Origin of the sequence: Polynucleobacter campilacus (assembly GCF_002206625.1) — a bacterium.
GTDB classification, from domain to species: Bacteria; Pseudomonadota; Gammaproteobacteria; order Burkholderiales; family Burkholderiaceae; genus Polynucleobacter; species Polynucleobacter campilacus.
Genome location: NZ_NGUP01000001.1, coordinates 308517 through 325787 on the forward strand (window position 1 = coordinate 308517; position 17271 = coordinate 325787).

Here is a 17271-nt window from a genome sequence, read left to right on the forward strand (position 1 = left end):
AGCAGAATCTAATACCTTGCTACAGGACGAGCGGCGGATGCGTTTTTTCATAGCGCTCCGCTGTTTTTCTAAAGAGGTAAAGTAAAAAGCATGCAGCTAACCCAAGGCTGAGACTATTGCCAGCCCAAAAGCCATTGGCACCTTGCAAGAAGGTGGGCACATTACCAAATACATTAAAGCCCATGAGGTAGCCACCACCAAGACCTACGCCCCATAGCGATCCTGCATAGATTAGCATGGGCCAAAAGGCAATACGATAAGCCCGCAGAATAAATGCTGCAGTGATTTGTAGGGCATCAAAGATTTGATAAAACGCAATAAATAAAAAGAGGGGGATTGAAAAAGCCTTCACCTCAGGTGGCGGATCATATAAATCTAATAGCTGCATTCTGAAGACCCAGACAGCAATTCCAATCGTGATACAGGTAGCAGTTGTAAAAAATACGGATGACCAACCAATTTCCTCGGCACGTGCTGGCTTATTGGCACCAATCGATTGTGACACTAAGGTCATCGTTGCAATGGAGAGGGAGAGCGGCACCATATAAATTACAGTGCCTAGGTTGGCAACAATTTGATGCCCAGCCAATGCAGTAGTACCCAGACGCGCAATAAAGAGTGACATGAAAGTAAATGAAGTGACTTCAATCAAGTAGCTAAAGCCAATAGGAGCTCCAAGTTTTAGCAATACCCAAATACGATGCCAGTCAGGCGGGCTAAAGCGTACAAAGATCGCAAAGGGTTTATAGAAACGATCAAACAGGACAAAGCCCAGAGTCAGCAGCATCCAGGTCCAGTTAATGATGACGGTGGCTACTGCACACCCAGGGCCGCCCATACCTTCGATTCCAAAGCCACCATAAATAAAGAGTAAGTTCAGAGGTAGCTTTAGTCCCAAGCCAATGAGTTGAATGATGGTGATCACGGCAGGACGAGATACGGCATTATGTAAGGCCATCAAGACACGCATCACCATGCTGGCAGGCAATCCAATCGCCAGAATATTGAGATACAACTTTGCCTTGTCTTCTATATCTGGACTCAAATGAGAAATCTCAAGCACATGATCGGCATTAGTCAAAATCAAGCAACCAAGAATGGTAAGTCCGAGAGCGAGCCAAGTAGCTTGTCTTACCTCTTCACCGATCTCAGAATAACGTTTGGCACCAAAGAGTTGACCAGCAATCGGTGCAAGGGCAGATACCACGCCAGTGAGGCCAACATAAACACTGATAAAGATGGCTGAGGCCATTGCAAGTGCCGCTAAGTCTTCAGCAGAGTAACGTGCGGTCATAGCGGTATCTAACACGCCAAATGCAATTACTGCTAACTGACCAATCAGTAGGGGTCCAGCAAGTTTGAGTAAAGCGGGGACGTCCTCGCGTAGGCGCGATAGTTTAAAGTGCAGCACTATTTATTCCGGGATGACTTCGTAAAGACGTAAACGTTCATCACGGTCAGCTGCACGACGGTCTTCCCAAAGTAATTGCAGTTTTTTATTGTTAAGCTTTGCGTACGCTTTGGCTTCGGATTGATTGTGGGTCAACATCCACGGGCAATCAGAGTCATCACGTAAGGAGAGCTTTGTGAAATAACTAAAAGAGGCAAGTTGGGCATCGCCCAGATTGCTGGTATTAATACAGCCGGCTCCAGATGGCACCACCTGCACAAGACGTGCCGCGACTTGACGATAAGTTTTGGCATAGTTAATGGTTGGCAACCATAGCGTCATCAATAGTACCCACATTAAGGTTGTGCCAGATGCAGAGATGATGAGGCATCGCCAGATTTCTTTAGGAGCGCGAGAAGTTCTCCAACGCACAATAGCAAGCCATGCACCAGTAATCAAGATTGCTACAAAAAGAGCGAGGTAGTTAAACTGAAATTGAAATCCCGGAAGCAAGCGGGCTATGTTTGCAGCGGTTGACTCTGGATAGCCTGTTACCTTTGCCAGCCAAATAATCCAAATGGCAATGGCAATGATGGTGAAGCTAAACATCGCAAACCAATCGATGAAGCTAATCATGCTGCGTTTTAAAACAGGCAGACTAAATGCAGCAATAATCGATAGGCTCGGAATTAAAATCATCAAATCATGTTCGTTAGCCTCTAAGCGGAACAAAACATAAATCAAGCTGCCAATAAATAAGCTTAGGGGAATACAAAGATGAGGAGCACGCCATGCACCAGCCTCTTTAACTCGACCCCAGTGCGCTAATGAGATGATTGCAAGAGGCCAAACAGGCCAAGCGTAGGCCCAAAAGTTCACGCTTAAAAAGCTAAGAGATTCGATTGAGGGAGTAGCGCGCATTTCTGGGATATTGCGCCAGCCTTCTTGTGCAGCATGGCGTAAATCAACTGGTAGATCAGTTAAATACCAAACGATTGGCCAAATAGCAAAACCGATTAAGCCCAATAGAGCACTGGTTAATGTCCAGCGAAAACGCAACTTCGCATTGCTAGCCAGAACAGCAATGATGGTGGAGCTAACGATGATTAAGCTTAGAGTGAGATTGCTAGAGAGGGCAACAATTGTGATTCCCAGACCAGTCCATAAGCCGCCTTGCCATGGTTTATCTAATCCACGCACAGTCCCATAGAGCACGATGCTGATACCCATGAGTTGAGCCATCATGGGCGTAGTTTCATGGGCGCGTTGAGCTAGACCAACGCAAGCTAAGAAGATGAGGAGTGCGCCATCTGCTAAGGTCATGCCATAGCTCTTCAAATCGGGTTGACCGCCAACAGCAAGCGCCATTGGTTGCACTTCACGACGACGTCCTAGAAGATAGGTGGCATACCAGATCGCTAAAGCAGCGGAGAAAAAGCAAATGGCAGAATACAGGCGCGCAGCATTGGCAGCGCCAATCCAAGATCCAAATAATTCAATGAGAGTGGCGCCCATCCAATAGGGAAGTGGTGCACCTAAAGAAATATCGCGACCGGCAATGTGCGGGACAACCCAGTCCATTGAATTACCGCGGAACAAAGTCCACATGCCACCAAAGCCAACCGCATCTTCATTTTTCCAAGGATCACGAAAGAAGAGACCCGCAAACCCATAAACCAATGTCAACGCAAAAATAATAATGCGTGGAATGGATTTAGTGGCAGCGGCGGTAAGTTTGACCATAGACTCTATTTAAGCAAAAACAAAAAATAAAAAAGGCAGCAAACGCTGCCTTGATTATCTCGCAGAGAAGGTATTTCACATACCCTGCGAATTGAAGTGAATTAAGCCTTCTTCTTAGCGGCTGGCTTTGCAGCAGCTTTAGCTTCTGCAGCTGCAGCCTTTTTTTCAGCTGTTTTAGCAGCGCCATTACCGGTAGCCTTAGCAACAGCTTTAGTGCCGAATTTCTGACGGAATTTCTCAACACGACCAGCGGTATCCATAATTTTTTGGGTGCCGGTGTAGAAAGGGTGTGATTCAGATGAAGTCTCGATCTTGGCTAATGGGTATTCTTTGCCATCTTCCCACTTGATTGTCTCTTTAGTAGACATAGTGGAGCGAGTCTTGAAGCTGAAGTTATTAGAAACGTCTACGAAGACGATTTCACGATATTCGGGGTGAATGCCAGGTTTCATTTTGAGTCCTCTGAGCGGGTAGCCGTTTAAGTTAAAAGAACCTAAATACTTTCCCAGTTTTTAAAAGCAGTGAATGGTGCAGCAAAGGCGAAATTATGCCATGAAATCAACAAGAAAGCGCACTTTTGGGGTCTAAACAGGCTTAAAGCAGCCCCTAAGCCTATAAACAGGCCCCTAAATTAGCCTCCGCGACGCATCAGGTCGAAGAATTCACCATTGTTTTTGGTCGATTTGAGCTTATCCACAATGAAGTTCATCGCCTCAATATCGTCCATATCGGCCAGCAATTTACGCAATACCCAGATTTTCTGGAGATTTTCTGCCTTAACCAATAATTCCTCACGGCGGGTGCCAGACTTGTTAAGGTTAATCGATGGGTAAACGCGACGCTCAGCCAAGCGACGTTCAAGGTGAACTTCCATATTGCCAGTACCTTTGAACTCTTCATAAATGAGGTCATCCATACGGCTACCCGTTTCAATCAAGGCAGTGGCGATGATGGTTAATGAACCACCTTCTTCAATATTACGGGCTGCACCGAAGAAGCGTTTTGGACGCTGTAAAGCATTGGCATCCACACCACCAGAAAGCACTTTTCCGGATGAAGGAATCACCGTGTTGTATGCACGAGCAAGGCGGGTAATGGAGTCAAGCAAGATGATCACATCTTTACCCATCTCAACTAAACGCTTGGCTTTTTCAATCACCATCTCGGCAACTTGAACGTGACGCACTGCTGGCTCATCAAAAGTAGAGGCAACCACTTCACCGCGAACGGAGCGCTGCATCTCGGTTACTTCTTCAGGACGCTCATCGACTAGGAGAACAATCAAGATTGCATCAGGGTTGTTAGCAGAGATAGCGTGAGCGATGTGCTGCATCATCACTGTCTTACCGGATTTAGGCGAAGACACAATCAAACCGCGTTGACCAAAGCCAATCGGAGAAATCATGTCGATGATTCGGCCGGTTAAATTTTCTTCTGCCTTGATATCTCGCTCTAACAAAATCGTGCGATTAGGGTGCAGGGGAGTTAAGTTCTCAAACATGATGCGGTTCTTGAGAGCCTCTGGAGCCAAACCGTTGATCTTGTCGACTTTAACTAATGCAAAGTAACGCTCACCATCTTTTGGTGTGCGCACTTCACCTTCAACGCTGTCACCAGTGTGGAGGTTAAAGCGGCGAATCTGTGCAGGAGAAATATAAATATCGTCAGGGGAAGCCATGTAAGAGGCTTCAGGAGAGCGCAAGAAACCAAAGCCATCTGGTAATACCTCTAAAGTACCATCACCAAAAACCATTTCACCGGCTTTAGCGCGCTTCTTCAGAATGGCAAACATCAATTCTTGTTTGCGCATCCGTTGCGTATTTTCAATCTCCAAGCTAGCTGCCATTTCAAGCAGGGCGGATACGTGGAGGACTTTGAGTTCAGTTAATTGCATGTGGTTCTCTGATGTTGATAAAGAAAAAAGGGATTAGATCAATTGGTTTTGGGGTGTCGCTGCGCTGATGGAAATCAAGCAGATGTGAAAAAACAGAATTTGGGAGATTTACTTAAAAGAGGGGGAGGTAATTGCTGGAAATGAGCGCTCTGCTTTAAAAAGGGCGAGGCGCTGAACTACTGTTAAACGCAATACTACACTAAAAAATGGGTCTGGCAAGTAGGGGAAGCAGGTAAAAACCACGGGCTCAACTGGTGAACCTGTGGGATGGGATCATTAGATATTGCTGTCAATAAAGGCGGATAACTGGGATTTGGCCAAAGCGCCTACTTTTTGAGCAGCCACAGTGCCATTTTTGAATAGGATTAAGGTCGGAATGCCGCGAATATTGAATTGGGCTGGAACACCTTGGTTCTCATCCACGTTCATTTTTGCGATTTGCAACTTGTCGCCATACTCACCGGAAAGCTCTTCCAGGATTGGGCCAATCATTTTGCAAGGACCACACCATTCAGCCCAGAAATCGAGGAGAACAGGTTTATCAGACTTGAGGACGTCTTGTTCGAAAGAGGCGTCAGTTACATATTTAATACCGGCACTCATGAAAATTCCTTATTTAGACTTATTTAGCGAGTTATTTAATTCTGGCGTTACAAAGCTTATATTAGCAATAAGCCAAACATTCTGCCGAATTTTCCAAATAAGCCCCAAAACCCCAATCTGACAGCCCCTGTAATGCCTCACCCATTTCCAGCCATTTCAAAGCAAAAGCAGCTTCAGGCTTGGGCAATTACGCCCAATAGCCAGGCGCTTTCCGAATTGGCCAAAGGTATTTGGAATTGTGCGGAACAAACCCAAAAACGTCCCTTAGTAGTCCTTAGTACTGCTGGACCTCTGATTGGAGTGCGGGCAGCCCTAGAGCAAAACCGACCAAAGGATCTGCCAAGCAACATCGCCTTTTTGCCGCAAGTAATCAGTTTTTCTGATTGGCTAGATGCAGCACCAGGCGCATGGAAGTTTCCAAAAAAACAAACGGATTTAGAGAGATGGTTATCGGTCTTTGTCAATTTGCGTAAACACAAAGTGTTGCAAAGCTGGTTTAAGGCAGAGAGTGAAGCAGGTGCATGGGGGTTAGCGCAAGCGGTTATTGATGCGTGTGACTCATTATCAGAAGCGGTCGTTCCGCAATTACAAAGCGAGTTAAATGACTTGCTCCGCACCCATACTCTCGATACCGAGGCCTGGCTAAAAAAAGTAGAGCTTGTTTTAGATCAAGCGATTGTAAAAGCTTACGTAGGACTCTCACGTAAGGTGGTTGATGAAGAGTCTGCAGTGCTATTAACTTTCTGGCGTTACTTAACCAATATTGGTGATCCAGTCATTCGTAAGCATTTGGCGATGGCTGCCCACTTAGATTTAGCAAAAACTAATCAGCAGCAGGCTCGACCCTTGATCTGGGTTCAGACTGCAGATGCCAAGCCGATTGATAAAGAGGTCATGGATAAGTACTTAAATGACTATGCACAATACTCTCCTGTTATAGAGGTTGCATTAGATTGGCAGACAGTTGCATTATGGTCTGAGGCCCTTGTAGGGGAAGGCATTACAGGAGAATTCATTGAACTCAATGTAGAGCAAGAGCAGCAACTGAGCAGCAATATCCAGGCGGCACGTTATCAAGATTGGCGTTTGATTTCAGCAAGACGTTTTGAAGAGTTAGCCTGGGCTGCAACTAAATCGATTGAATCATACTTAATTGCAGGTAAAGCAAATATTGCTTTAGTAGCGCAAGATCGTCTAGCGGCAAGACGGGTAAGAGCATTGTTGGCGCGTTTAGGACCAGCATTAAATATTCGTGATGAAACTGGTTGGAAGATTGACACCACAAGGGCAGCAGCAGCGATCAATAGTTGGCTAGAGCTCATTCGCGCTCCCAAGGAAGGACCAACGGCTAGTAGCTTATTAGAATTTTTGCAAAATCCATTTTTAGATATTCCTGCTTGTATTGAAAAGCCTCCTGAGGTTTGCATTGGATTACTGGCGCAACTTGAAGATATCTTGATTGCTAGCCAGGCAAAGTCGGGCTGGGAAACGTTTTATATGGCCATTGAGCGGGCCAATGACTATGCAGCCACTCATGAGGCTAGCTCCAATGAGGCCTTATTAAAACTACTGCAGTTTGTGAGGGAGCGGCACTACGCCTGGCAAGAGTTAGATCTCAATTGTTCAAACGCGTATGGACTCTTGCAACAAAATTTGCAAGATACCGGAATGGCTCCCGCTTTAGAAAAGGATGCTGCAGGCAAGCAGTTGCTGGAGGTAATTAATACCTTTGATTTGCGCTCTAGCAATTATCAAAACGTTGCGATGCGTCTACCGGAGTGGATTAGTTTGATTAAATCCGTTCTAGAGGAGGCCTCATACGAAGAGGCTGGCAAAGAAGCACAAGCAAACTTGAGTATTTTGCCGCTCAGCTCAACACGTCTTCGTCAATTTGATGCCGTAGTGGTAGTGGGTTGCGATGAGCAGCAATTACCCGCATTTTCCGAGCCGCCCTTATTTTTCTCAGATGCACTCAATCGCCTACTAAAAACATCTACTATCAATGCTCAGTTTATTCAGCAAGCACGTGATTTCTCGCAACTATTGGTTTCTTACCCAAGTGTTGATTTGCTCTGGCAAAGTAAGAGTAAGAGTGGCGAGCCGCTCAGGCCATCAGCATGGATACAGCGTTTGCAGACGCAATTGCCTCATTGGAAATCAGTCATTGCTAAGCCTGACTCTTATGGTGGAAAAGCAAGACCACTACAAAAGGCAGTCGCAACGCTAGATCAAAATTTACCTTTACCGCTATCCATGAGTCCAAGCGCCTATAAGGCTTTGAGAGACTGCCCCTATAAATATTATGTCCGTAGTTTATTGGGCCTGCGAAAAGCAAAAGTATTTGAAGATGGGTTTGATGCCTCTTTAGCAGGGCAATCACTTCATGCTTTGCTACGAAATTTTTATCAGTCGCTCAAAACTGAAGAGCAAAAAGTCGGATCACTAATTACCCAGAATACGCAGGCGCGTCGTTTATGGATGGAGCGTGAACTATCTGCCATTTCCGAAAAAGAATTTAAACGACTTATTGAGGGCGACGGCAGGGTGTTAGGTACCTTACGAGATTGGCAAAAACAAATCCCCAGCTTTGTAGATTGGCAACTTCAAAGAGAGGCGCAAGGATGGCGTTATCAAAACGCTGAACTGAAGGTTGGTTTTGACATGCATTTTGTCGACTTTGATGGTGAGAATCGTATGATTCGGATTGAAGGACGCGCCGATCGTTTTGATATCAATATTCGAGACGAGCAACAGGCTGAGGTGATCGATTATAAAAATCAGTCGATGACCAAGATTAAAAAACGCGCTGAACATGTTTTGGATGATCCACAGCTACTGATTTATGCCCGTGCTGCCAATGAAAATCCTACCAGTGCACATCTTCAGAATCATCAGATCGATCATGCTCAGTGGGTCTCACTCAAAGTGGACCTTAGGAGAGATAAAAAACTACTCAGATCTTTAGAGGTAGAGGGCGTACCTGACTTGATGCCTCAGTTTGACCAGCAAATTACTCAAGATATGCAAAATCTATGGTCTAGAAAAGAGATGACTGCTTTTGCCCCGGATGGAGTTTGTAAATACTGTGAGGCAAGAGGAATTTGCAGAAAGGGGATGTGGTGAAAAAGTTTGATAACGCCATAGCATGCGACCCTCGCAGATCAGTCATAGTCTCCGCTTGTGCTGGTAGCGGTAAAACATGGCTATTAGTGGCCCGCATGATTCGTCTATTGCTTGCTGGTACCAAACCATCAGAAATCCTAGCCTTAACCTTTACACGTAAAGCTGCGCAAGAAATGCGTGATCGGCTCTATAGTCTGCTAGAGCAATTTTCAACGATGAGTGATGCATCCCTGTTAGATGAACTATGCAAAAGAGGTTTAGATGAGAAGGAGGCGAAAGCATTACTGCCTCAAGCTAAGGCGCTTTATAACAAGGTACTCGCTAGTCCTCAGTCGATTGTGATTGATACCTTCCATGGCTGGTTTGGCAGACTGTTAAATGCTGCCCCCATTTCAGCAGAAGTGCAGCCCGGATTTAGCTTGCGCGAGGATGGCAAAAGATTATTAGAGGAGTGCTTGGATGATTGGTGGGGTGACCTTCCGTCAGATCTCAAAGCGCACTATGACGTTCTTCTTAAGCACTTGGGCGCAAGTAATGCAGAAAAGTTCTTAATGGGCAACTATGGCTTGATGAAGCAACGTGGCGCCTGGACGTTCTTTATGCATGCTTGTAAGGAAAGAGGTATTACCCCCATTGAGCACTTCAAGCAATTTTTACCCAGACTCAATCTAGAAAATCCTTTGCTACAAATGTGGAATGCGCCACAGGCAAGAGCAGATTTTGAGTTCTTGCTTCGCTGCTTTGCTCACAGTAGCACCCAAGAGAGTGATTTCTTGCCACGTTTAGTTGCTGCTCTAGAGTGTATGCAGCGCGGTGGTGATGTCATGGAAGTTGCTGCAAATCTGCAATTAGTATTTTTAAATGCCGATAGCGAATCTCGCTCCAATAATAATAAAGCTCTTGGAGCAGTGAAGACCTATCTTAAAAATGAAGGCTTAAGTCATCTCGAGCCAGAGCATATTGCCTATAAGCAGGCGTGGGCGCAGGCATTCATAGACTATGTAGCTTGGCAAGCTGAAAAAGATGTTTATGAATTAAACCTTGCTTGGTTTGCCATGAGTGAGCGCATGATGGCCCATGCTGCCGCATCTAAAGAAGCCATGCGCGTGCGAGATTTTGATGATTTAGAAATTGGCGTGAGTCAGTTGATGGCAAATAGCGCTAATGCAGCCTACTTGCAATCTCGCTTAGATGCTAAATATCAACATATCCTGATTGATGAGTTTCAAGACACCAATCCATTGCAGTGGCAAATTCTTCGTTCTTGGTTAGACGGCTATGGCAATGATGAGAGTAAGCCTAGTGTTTTTATCGTAGGCGATCCAAAGCAATCCATTTATCGCTTTCGCAGAGCAGATCCACGCTTATTCGCTAGTGCTAAAGAGTTCTTAAAAATCCATCTGCATGCTGTTGCGCTTGATCAAGATAAAACGCGTCGCAATGCTAACAAAATTAACTCGGCCGTGAATGCTACTTTTGCTCAGTCGCAATTACCGCCTACCTATGAATTTCATGAGCAAGAGACCTTGTGGGAGCCTTTACAAGAGGGTCTGCCAAACGAAGTCTATGCAAAAGAAGGCGAGGCTGCACTATTACCTCTTATCCCTTATGTTAAAGAAGAGCTCACACCTAGAGCAGGTAATGCATTTGATACGCCTATTACAGATGTGAACCAAACGGTTGCAGCCATGCAGCGCTATGTTGAGGGTCAAGAGATTAGTAAGTTGATTCATCAGGTGATGGCAACTCACCAGGTGATGGATGAGCAAGATGGGCGCAAACTCTGGCGTGCTGCTAGAGAGAGCGACTTCCTATTGCTTGTCAAACGCCGTAAATATTTACCGCAGTTTGAGAGAGCGCTACGTGAAGCAGGGCTTGCTTATGACAGCTCTAGGCTTGGTGGCCTATTAAACACACTTGAAATTGATGATTTGATTGCTTTGCTCACTGTCTTGCTGTCGCCACGCCATGATTTGCCGCTTGCACAAGTACTCAGAAGTCCAATCTTTAATTTTACTGAGCAGCAAATGCAAAACCTGACCATTACTAAGGCAAATAATCAATATCGCTCTTGGTGGGATGTCTTGCAAGATAGCCAAGATGCATCAGCACTTAGAGCTGCACGCTTTTTAGAGCATTGGCGTTTACTAGCAGAGCGTTTGCCAGTACATGACTTGTTAGATCAAATTTATCAAGAAAGTAATTTGCGTTTTGCATATGGAGTAAGCGCTCAACCCTTAGCTCGCGCACAGGTAGTTGCTAATTTAGATGCTTTTTTAGAGCTCTCTTTAAATCAGGATGGCGGCCGTTATCCGAGCTTAAGTCGCTTTATTGATGAGATTAATGCCATACGTCGTAGCGATGATGACGAAACACCAGATGAGGGTGATGTGGAGCTTGAGGCTGAAGCAGAGCTTGCAGAGATAGATGAAGATAGCGAAATGTCAGAAGAGGATAGGCATAAGCGCGTACGCCTTATGACCATTCATGGAGTAAAAGGACTGGAGTCTCCTTTTGTGATTATTTTGGATGCCAATCATACGGTTGGTGCTTCTGATCATTCTGGCGTTTTATTAGAGTGGTCACCAAATGAGAGAAGCCCATCGCATCTATCGATGTATACCAAGTCAGGATTAACTTCACCGCGTAGTCAAATTCGGGAGGACGAGGAGCTCATTAGCCAGAATGAAAACTGGAACTTACTATACGTTGCAATGACCAGAGCCAAGCAAGGCTTATGGATCAGCGGAGTAGCAAAAGAGCCTACGGCAAATAATCCCATCGGCCTAGATCAGAAATCTTGGTATGCCAGGGCTCAATTAGGCAAACTTCCAACGGTAGAGTCTATTGAGATAGCCGCATCTACTTCTAGCGATAAAGTGAAAGAGTCGGATAAGTCTAAGGAAAGTGCTTCGATTTCCGAGAATTTTAGTATTGAAGATTTCCAGATTGCATGGGAGCAGGCAAAGCTAAGTCACCAGCAACAGTTACTAGATATTGAGAGCGGTGCTACAGTACTCCCTGCTCAAGCGGCAAAAGAAGAGCCTGATCTAGAAATTTTAGAAGAGGGCACGAACTTTCATAAGCTACTTGAGTTCCTTACTGCAGACTCAAACAATCCAGCCAAACCCCCGATGCCAAGTGAGCAAGAGGTGATGAATTGGCTAGGTATAGATCAAGCACATGCTCAAAAGTTAATTGCCCGAACTAACGCAGTATTAGAAGCGCCAGAATTGAAGCGCTACCTCACTTCAGGGCAATGGATTCAAGCTTGGAATGAGCTCGATATTGCTAGTGAAGACGGTAAGAGTTACCGCATGGACCGCTTAGTGGAGTTAGATGACCATCTAGCCATCATTGACTACAAGCTCACCATCCCAGAGCCTAACAGCGAGAAGTATGAAAAGTACCGCAAGCAGTTACAGGGTTATCAGACTGAGCTCACACGCATCCGCAAAGATAAACCGAATAAGGCTTACTTAATTTCAGCAGAAGGTGAGATCCACCAAATTGGCTAGGTTTTTGCTCTTGAATTCCCCCCAAAAGCCCCCATATCAATAGGGAATAGGAAAAATACCTAAACTAGCGATAATCAAAATTGCAGTGAAACATCCCATAAGGAGTCATGATGAAAATGCAAAATACACTGAAGTTCATTGTTAGCGTGTGCGCTAGCGCAGTATTGCTCACAAGTAATCTTGCTTTAGCAGAGGCAACATTGCCGCAAGTTTCTCAAGCCATTCAATCTGGGCAGTTAGATAAAGCTAATGCCATGATGAAAGAGGTGCTGCAAAACCATCCGAATAGCGCTAAAGCACATTACATCGCTGCTGAACTCTATTTAAAAGAAGGTAAGTTAGACGCCGCTAGAAGCGCATTTGTGCGAGCAGAGAATCTGGCGCCAGGCTTGCCTTTTGCTAAACCAGAATCTGTGCAAAAACTCCAAGTACAACTTGCCAATAGTTCAGGCAATTCTGTTGCTGGCGCAACATCGATCTTCAGTAGTCCACTCTTTTGGGGTTTGATCGCAATCTTAGTAGTTGGCATCATCATTGTGATGAGACGTCGTAAGGCTGAGGCAGTGCAAGTCTATAACGCACCAAGCGCTGGTTACCCTGGTACTCCAGGTACTCCAGGCGGTCCTGCTGGCTATCCTGGTGCTCCCGGATATCCTGGAGCACCAGCAGCCGGCGGTATGGGTAGTGGCTTAGTGGGTAGTCTTGCAACTGGTGCGGCTTTAGGTGCTGGCATGTATGCTGGCCAAGCATTAGCAAGCAATCTAATGGGTGGTCACGATAATAGCCATCCAAATGCTAACCCCAATATGAATCAAGTTGGTGGCCCAGCATCCACAGATCCTAATTTTGGTGTGCGCGATACAGGCTCTTGGGATGATGGCGGTGCGAGTTCTTGGGATGATGGCGGTGGTGATTTTATGAGTGACGTTTAGCATAAAACCTCTCGTTATCCTGGGATGCCCAATAAAAAACCACCGAATGCGGTGGTTTTTTATTTGAAGCAAAGGAAAAATTCAGAAAGATCTACTTAATCATTCCTGCATTCTTTGCATCTTCCATGGCTTGAGGAATTTTCTCTTTCATGAAGGCTGGCATTTTTGCCAAAGGCACATCTACAATCACAAACCCAGAGTCTTCTAGCTTCTTCTTAGTTTCAGGATCAGCATTGAGCTTTGCAAAGTAGTCAGACATCTTTTGCTGCAATACCAGCGGCGTAGCTTTAGGTACAGCAACACCACGATAAGCGCCATCTACCCAGTTCAGACCTAATTCTTTAAAGGTTGGCACATCTGGCAGGGCAGGGTTACGTTTCTCAGTAGCAATAGCTAGTGTACGTACCTTACCTTTTTGCTGAATCGCTAATGGCAGATACCCCATTGCGCCATCTACGTGTATCCCAATCAAAGCAGTAATTAAATCACCGGTACCTTTAAAAGGAACGTAATTGATTTTGACGCCAGCTAATTTATTTAAGCGCTCTACAGCCATGTGGTTTGCAGAGAACTGCGCTGAACCTGCTAAAGACATCTTGCCCGGCTCTTTCTTGGCAGCAGCAATAAATTCTTGATAGGTCTTATATGGACTATCCGCAGAGACCATCAAAGCATCTGGAGTGAAATGGTAGTAATAGATCGCATTAATATCTTCAGTCTTGTACTGAATACCTTCTTGTAAGGGCTGCAAGATCGTATGCGGAATATTGACGCCCACTACGGTAGTGCCGTCAGCAGGATAGGTGTTGAGAGCGCTCCATACCAAAGCACCGCCAGCACCAGCGCGATTCATCACTACCATGGGCTGATTAAATTTCTTGGCAGAAATATCGGCTTGATAACGCGCCACTAAATCAGACTCGCCCGCAGCAGGAAAGGGAATGATGTACTGAATAGTTTTATCCGGGAAGGGTTGAGCACTAGCCCCCGATAGCAACCCAAAAGAAAGCAAGCAAGCACTCAGTACAGCACTCAGTAATTTAAATCGCTTCATTTAGAAATCTCCTCGATAACTGCACTAGTAACATCACTCATCATCGCGCTGCCGCCAAGATCACGAGTGTGTAGCTTTGGATTGGCTGTCACTTTTTCAATCGCGGCCATTAATTTTGCACCTAGGGCTTTTTCACCTAGGAAGTCGAGCATCATCACTGCGGACCAGAAAGTACCGATCGGATTGGCAAGGCCTTTACCCATGATGTCAAACGCAGAACCATGAATGGGTTCAAACATCGATGGATAGCGGCGCTCTGGATCTAGGTTTGCAGTTGGTGCAATACCTAAACTACCTGCGAGTGCTGCGGCTAAATCACTGAGTACGTCTGCGTGCAAGTTGGTTGCCACAATGGTGTCTAAAGACTCAGGGCGATTGACCATGCGTGCTGTTGCGGCATCAACCAATTCTTTATCCCAGGTGACATCCGGAAAATCTTTAGCAACGATGTTGGCGATTTCATCCCACATCACCATGCCATGACGCTGCGCATTCGATTTAGTAATGACGGTCAAGTGCTTACGAGGGCGTGACTGCGCTAATTTAAAAGCAAAGCGCTGTACACGCTCAACTCCAACGCGCGTCATGATGCTCATATCGGAAGCTACTTCAATGGGGTGCCCTTGATGCGCTCTGCCACCAACACCAGAGTATTCGCCTTCAGAGTTCTCACGCACAATTACCCAATCGAGTTGACCAGGCTTGCAATTACGCAATGGTGTTTCAATTCCGGGAAGAATGCGAGTAGGGCGTACGTTGGCATACTGATCAAAGCCCTGACAGATTTTGAGACGCAAGCCCCACAAAGTAATGTGATCAGGAATTTTTGGGTCACCAGCGGAACCAAACAAGATGGCGTCTTTAGAGCGCAAAGGCTCCAGACCATCATCGGGCATCATGATGCCGTGTTTGCGGTAGTAATCACCACCCCAATCAAAGTGCTCAAAATCAAAAGCGACTTCAGGATGTTTTTTGCTTAAGGCATTCAGAACCTTTTCGCACTCAGGAATAACTTCTTTGCCAATTCCGTCACCCGGAATGGACGCTATCTTGTACGTCTTCATGTGTCTCCTACTGTTCTTTTTATGGGCAGCTGCATCGGCAGCTATCTGACCCATTATGCAATCCCTGATCCCCTAGAGACCTCAAAACAACAAAAATAGTCTCATTTTTACGGTTTTTACATATACTGTATAAATATACAGTATATTAATGACTATGAACCAGCAAATGAGTCCCATCAAAGTCAGCCTAAGCCAGAGCCCACAAGCCTTGGGGGCGTATTTTGCCGCCTATGAGACCAGGCTCCTGAGCCACCGGATTTCGGCAGGATTTCCTAGTCCAGCGGCGGATTACGCTGAGGATGGCCTCGATTTGAACCATTACCTCGTTCAGAACAAGCCGGCCACTTTTATGTTCACGGTGAAGGGCGATTCCATGCTGGGGGCAGGCATTTGCGATGGCGATAAGGTGGTCGTTGATAAAGCCCTGAAGCCAAAACATAAAGATATCGTGGTGGCGGTAGTTGATAGCGAGTACACCATCAAGCGCTTGTATCAATTACGCGGCCGCATTGAACTCCAAGCAGAAAATCCCAACTATCAAGCCATCACCTTTAACGAAGGTAGCGAGTTGCAAATTTGGGGTGTCGTTGTCGGGGTAGTACGCAAGTACAGCAATGCAAGTACGAGATACAACAAGGAGGCAAAGTCATGAGTCCCCTTTTTGCACTCGTTGATGTCAATAATTTCTATGTATCTTGTGAGCGTGTGTTTCAGCCCAAGTTAGAAGAAGTGCCAATGGTAGTGCTCTCGAATAACGATGGTTGTGCAGTAGCGCGTAGTGCGGAAGTCAAAGCGCTGGGTGTCAAGATGGGGACGCCTTGGTTTCAGATGCAAGAGCTTGCTAAGAAGCACGGCATTCAGGCCTATTCATCTAATTACACCTTGTATGGGGATATGAGTAGCCGCGTAGTGCAAGTGCTTAAAGCCTTTACGCCAAATCTTGAGGTCTACAGCATCGATGAGAGCTTTTTGCAGGTCGAGACAGTCTTAAAACAATACCAAGACACAATTGAGCTCGGAACAAAAATCAAGCAGCAAGTCAAAGATACCACTGGTCTGCCAGTCTGTGTCGGTATTGGAGCGAGCAAGACCTTAGCCAAGTTAGCCAATCACTTAGCTAAGAAACACAAACAGTTTGCTGGAGTGTGTGATGTCAACGCCATGGCAAAGCCAGAGCTCTACCAATGGATGAGTGAGACACCAGCAGCTGAGGTATGGGGTGTTGGTAGACAGATTGCCAAAAAACTCACAGCCCAAAACATTCATAGCGTATTTGATCTCTTGCAAGCTTCACCACAAGCGATGCGCCAACAGTTTGGGGTGGTAATGGAACGCCTTTGTTATGAGCTGCGTGGGACTTCTTGTGTAGAGCTTGAAGAAGTGGCGCCAGCCAAACAACAAATCATTGCCTCACGTAGTTTTGGAAAGCTCGTTACGAGCCAGGCAGAGCTTGCCCAGTCAGTAGCTACCCATGTAGCGCGTGCAGCCGAAAAACTGAGAGTCCAAAACAGCACCACGAGCGCGCTCACCGTATTTATTCAAACTAATCCATTTAAGCAATATGAGCCGCAGCATCATCAGAGCATCACGATTCCACTGCCTGACCCAAGCGATAACACGCTGACATTAACTAACGCAGCGCTTGCAGGCCTGAAGCAAATTTATAAACCAAACTTTCGGTATAAGAAGGCGGGTGTCATTCTCAACCTCATTAGTGACAAGCCTACTGTGCAGCAATCCTTATTTGAAGATATCGAAAGCAAAGGCAAATCTGCACATCTCATGAAGGCGATGGATCAGATCAATACGCGTTTTGGTAATGCAGTGCTGAGATCAGCGGCAGCAGGAACAAACAATACAAAGCAAGAGTGGCAAATGAAATCAGGCAATAAGTCACCAAACTACACCACGCAGTGGGATGAGTTGCCAGTAGCGAGATAAATGAAGTAA

General features: G+C 45.8%; 12 protein-coding genes. 5 read left to right on the plus strand and 7 right to left on the minus strand.

Annotated features, from left to right (window positions below; genetic code table 11):
* Nucleotides 1–19 precede the first annotated feature (19 nt).
* The 5 genes from CBI31_RS01620 to trxA form a co-directional block, all read right to left on the minus strand.
* Nucleotides 20–1411: an MATE family efflux transporter gene (locus CBI31_RS01620; protein ID WP_088524670.1), complete on the minus strand. Its 1392-nt coding sequence runs from the start codon at nucleotides 1409–1411 to the stop codon at nucleotides 20–22.
* A gap of 3 nt (nucleotides 1412–1414) precedes the next feature.
* Nucleotides 1415–3133: an ArnT family glycosyltransferase gene (locus tag CBI31_RS01625; protein WP_088524671.1), complete on the minus strand. Its 1719-nt coding sequence runs from the start codon at nucleotides 3131–3133 to the stop codon at nucleotides 1415–1417.
* A gap of 101 nt (nucleotides 3134–3234) precedes the next feature.
* Nucleotides 3235–3585 (minus strand): type B 50S ribosomal protein L31, encoded by a 351-nt coding sequence (locus CBI31_RS01630; protein ID WP_088524672.1) that lies wholly within the window; start codon nucleotides 3583–3585, stop codon nucleotides 3235–3237.
* Nucleotides 3586–3764: 179 nt separating this feature from the next.
* The gene (rho, locus tag CBI31_RS01635; RefSeq protein ID WP_088524673.1) at nucleotides 3765–5027 is read right to left on the minus strand and encodes a transcription termination factor Rho; all 1263 of its coding nucleotides are present in this window, start codon (nucleotides 5025–5027) and stop codon (nucleotides 3765–3767) included.
* Between the two features lie 276 nt (nucleotides 5028–5303).
* On the minus strand, nucleotides 5304–5630 hold the full coding sequence (gene trxA, locus CBI31_RS01640) for a thioredoxin TrxA (RefSeq protein ID WP_011903146.1): 327 nt from the start codon (nucleotides 5628–5630) through the stop codon (nucleotides 5304–5306).
* 132 nt (nucleotides 5631–5762) lie between these two features.
* Here trxA and CBI31_RS01645 point away from each other — a divergent pair, with 132 nt between their 5' ends.
* The 3 genes from CBI31_RS01645 to CBI31_RS01655 all read left to right on the plus strand — a co-directional run bounded on the left by CBI31_RS01645 (nucleotide 5763) and on the right by CBI31_RS01655 (nucleotide 13203).
* Complete coding sequence (locus CBI31_RS01645) at nucleotides 5763–8753, plus strand: PD-(D/E)XK nuclease family protein (protein ID WP_088524674.1); 2991 nt, start codon at nucleotides 5763–5765, stop codon at nucleotides 8751–8753.
* Entirely contained in the window at nucleotides 8747–12271 is a 3525-nt protein-coding gene (locus CBI31_RS01650) for a UvrD-helicase domain-containing protein (protein WP_240553652.1), read from the plus strand. Before CBI31_RS01645 ends, CBI31_RS01650 begins: the two co-directional genes overlap by 7 nt.
* Before the next feature lie 107 nt (nucleotides 12272–12378).
* Nucleotides 12379–13203, plus strand: a complete 825-nt coding sequence (locus tag CBI31_RS01655; protein WP_240553654.1) for a tetratricopeptide repeat protein — start codon at nucleotides 12379–12381, stop codon at nucleotides 13201–13203.
* A gap of 91 nt (nucleotides 13204–13294) precedes the next feature.
* On the opposite strand, the gene CBI31_RS01660 is transcribed toward CBI31_RS01655, so the two are convergent.
* Nucleotides 13295–14257 (minus strand): Bug family tripartite tricarboxylate transporter substrate binding protein, encoded by a 963-nt coding sequence (locus tag CBI31_RS01660; RefSeq protein ID WP_088524676.1) that lies wholly within the window; start codon nucleotides 14255–14257, stop codon nucleotides 13295–13297.
* Nucleotides 14254–15321 (minus strand): tartrate dehydrogenase, encoded by a 1068-nt coding sequence (locus CBI31_RS01665; RefSeq protein WP_088524677.1) that lies wholly within the window; start codon nucleotides 15319–15321, stop codon nucleotides 14254–14256. The genes CBI31_RS01660 and CBI31_RS01665 overlap by 4 nt, the downstream gene beginning before the upstream one ends.
* Nucleotides 15322–15487: 166 nt before the next feature.
* On the opposite strand from CBI31_RS01665, the gene CBI31_RS01670 reads away from it, so the two are divergent.
* Nucleotides 15488–15973 carry a LexA family protein gene (locus CBI31_RS01670; protein WP_088524678.1) on the plus strand — a complete coding sequence of 162 codons (486 nt, stop codon included), beginning with the start codon at nucleotides 15488–15490 and terminating at the stop codon, nucleotides 15971–15973.
* Nucleotides 15970–17262: a Y-family DNA polymerase gene (locus CBI31_RS01675; RefSeq protein WP_088524679.1), complete on the plus strand. Its 1293-nt coding sequence runs from the start codon at nucleotides 15970–15972 to the stop codon at nucleotides 17260–17262. The genes CBI31_RS01670 and CBI31_RS01675 overlap by 4 nt, the downstream gene beginning before the upstream one ends.
* Nucleotides 17263–17271: the final 9 nt, after the last annotated feature.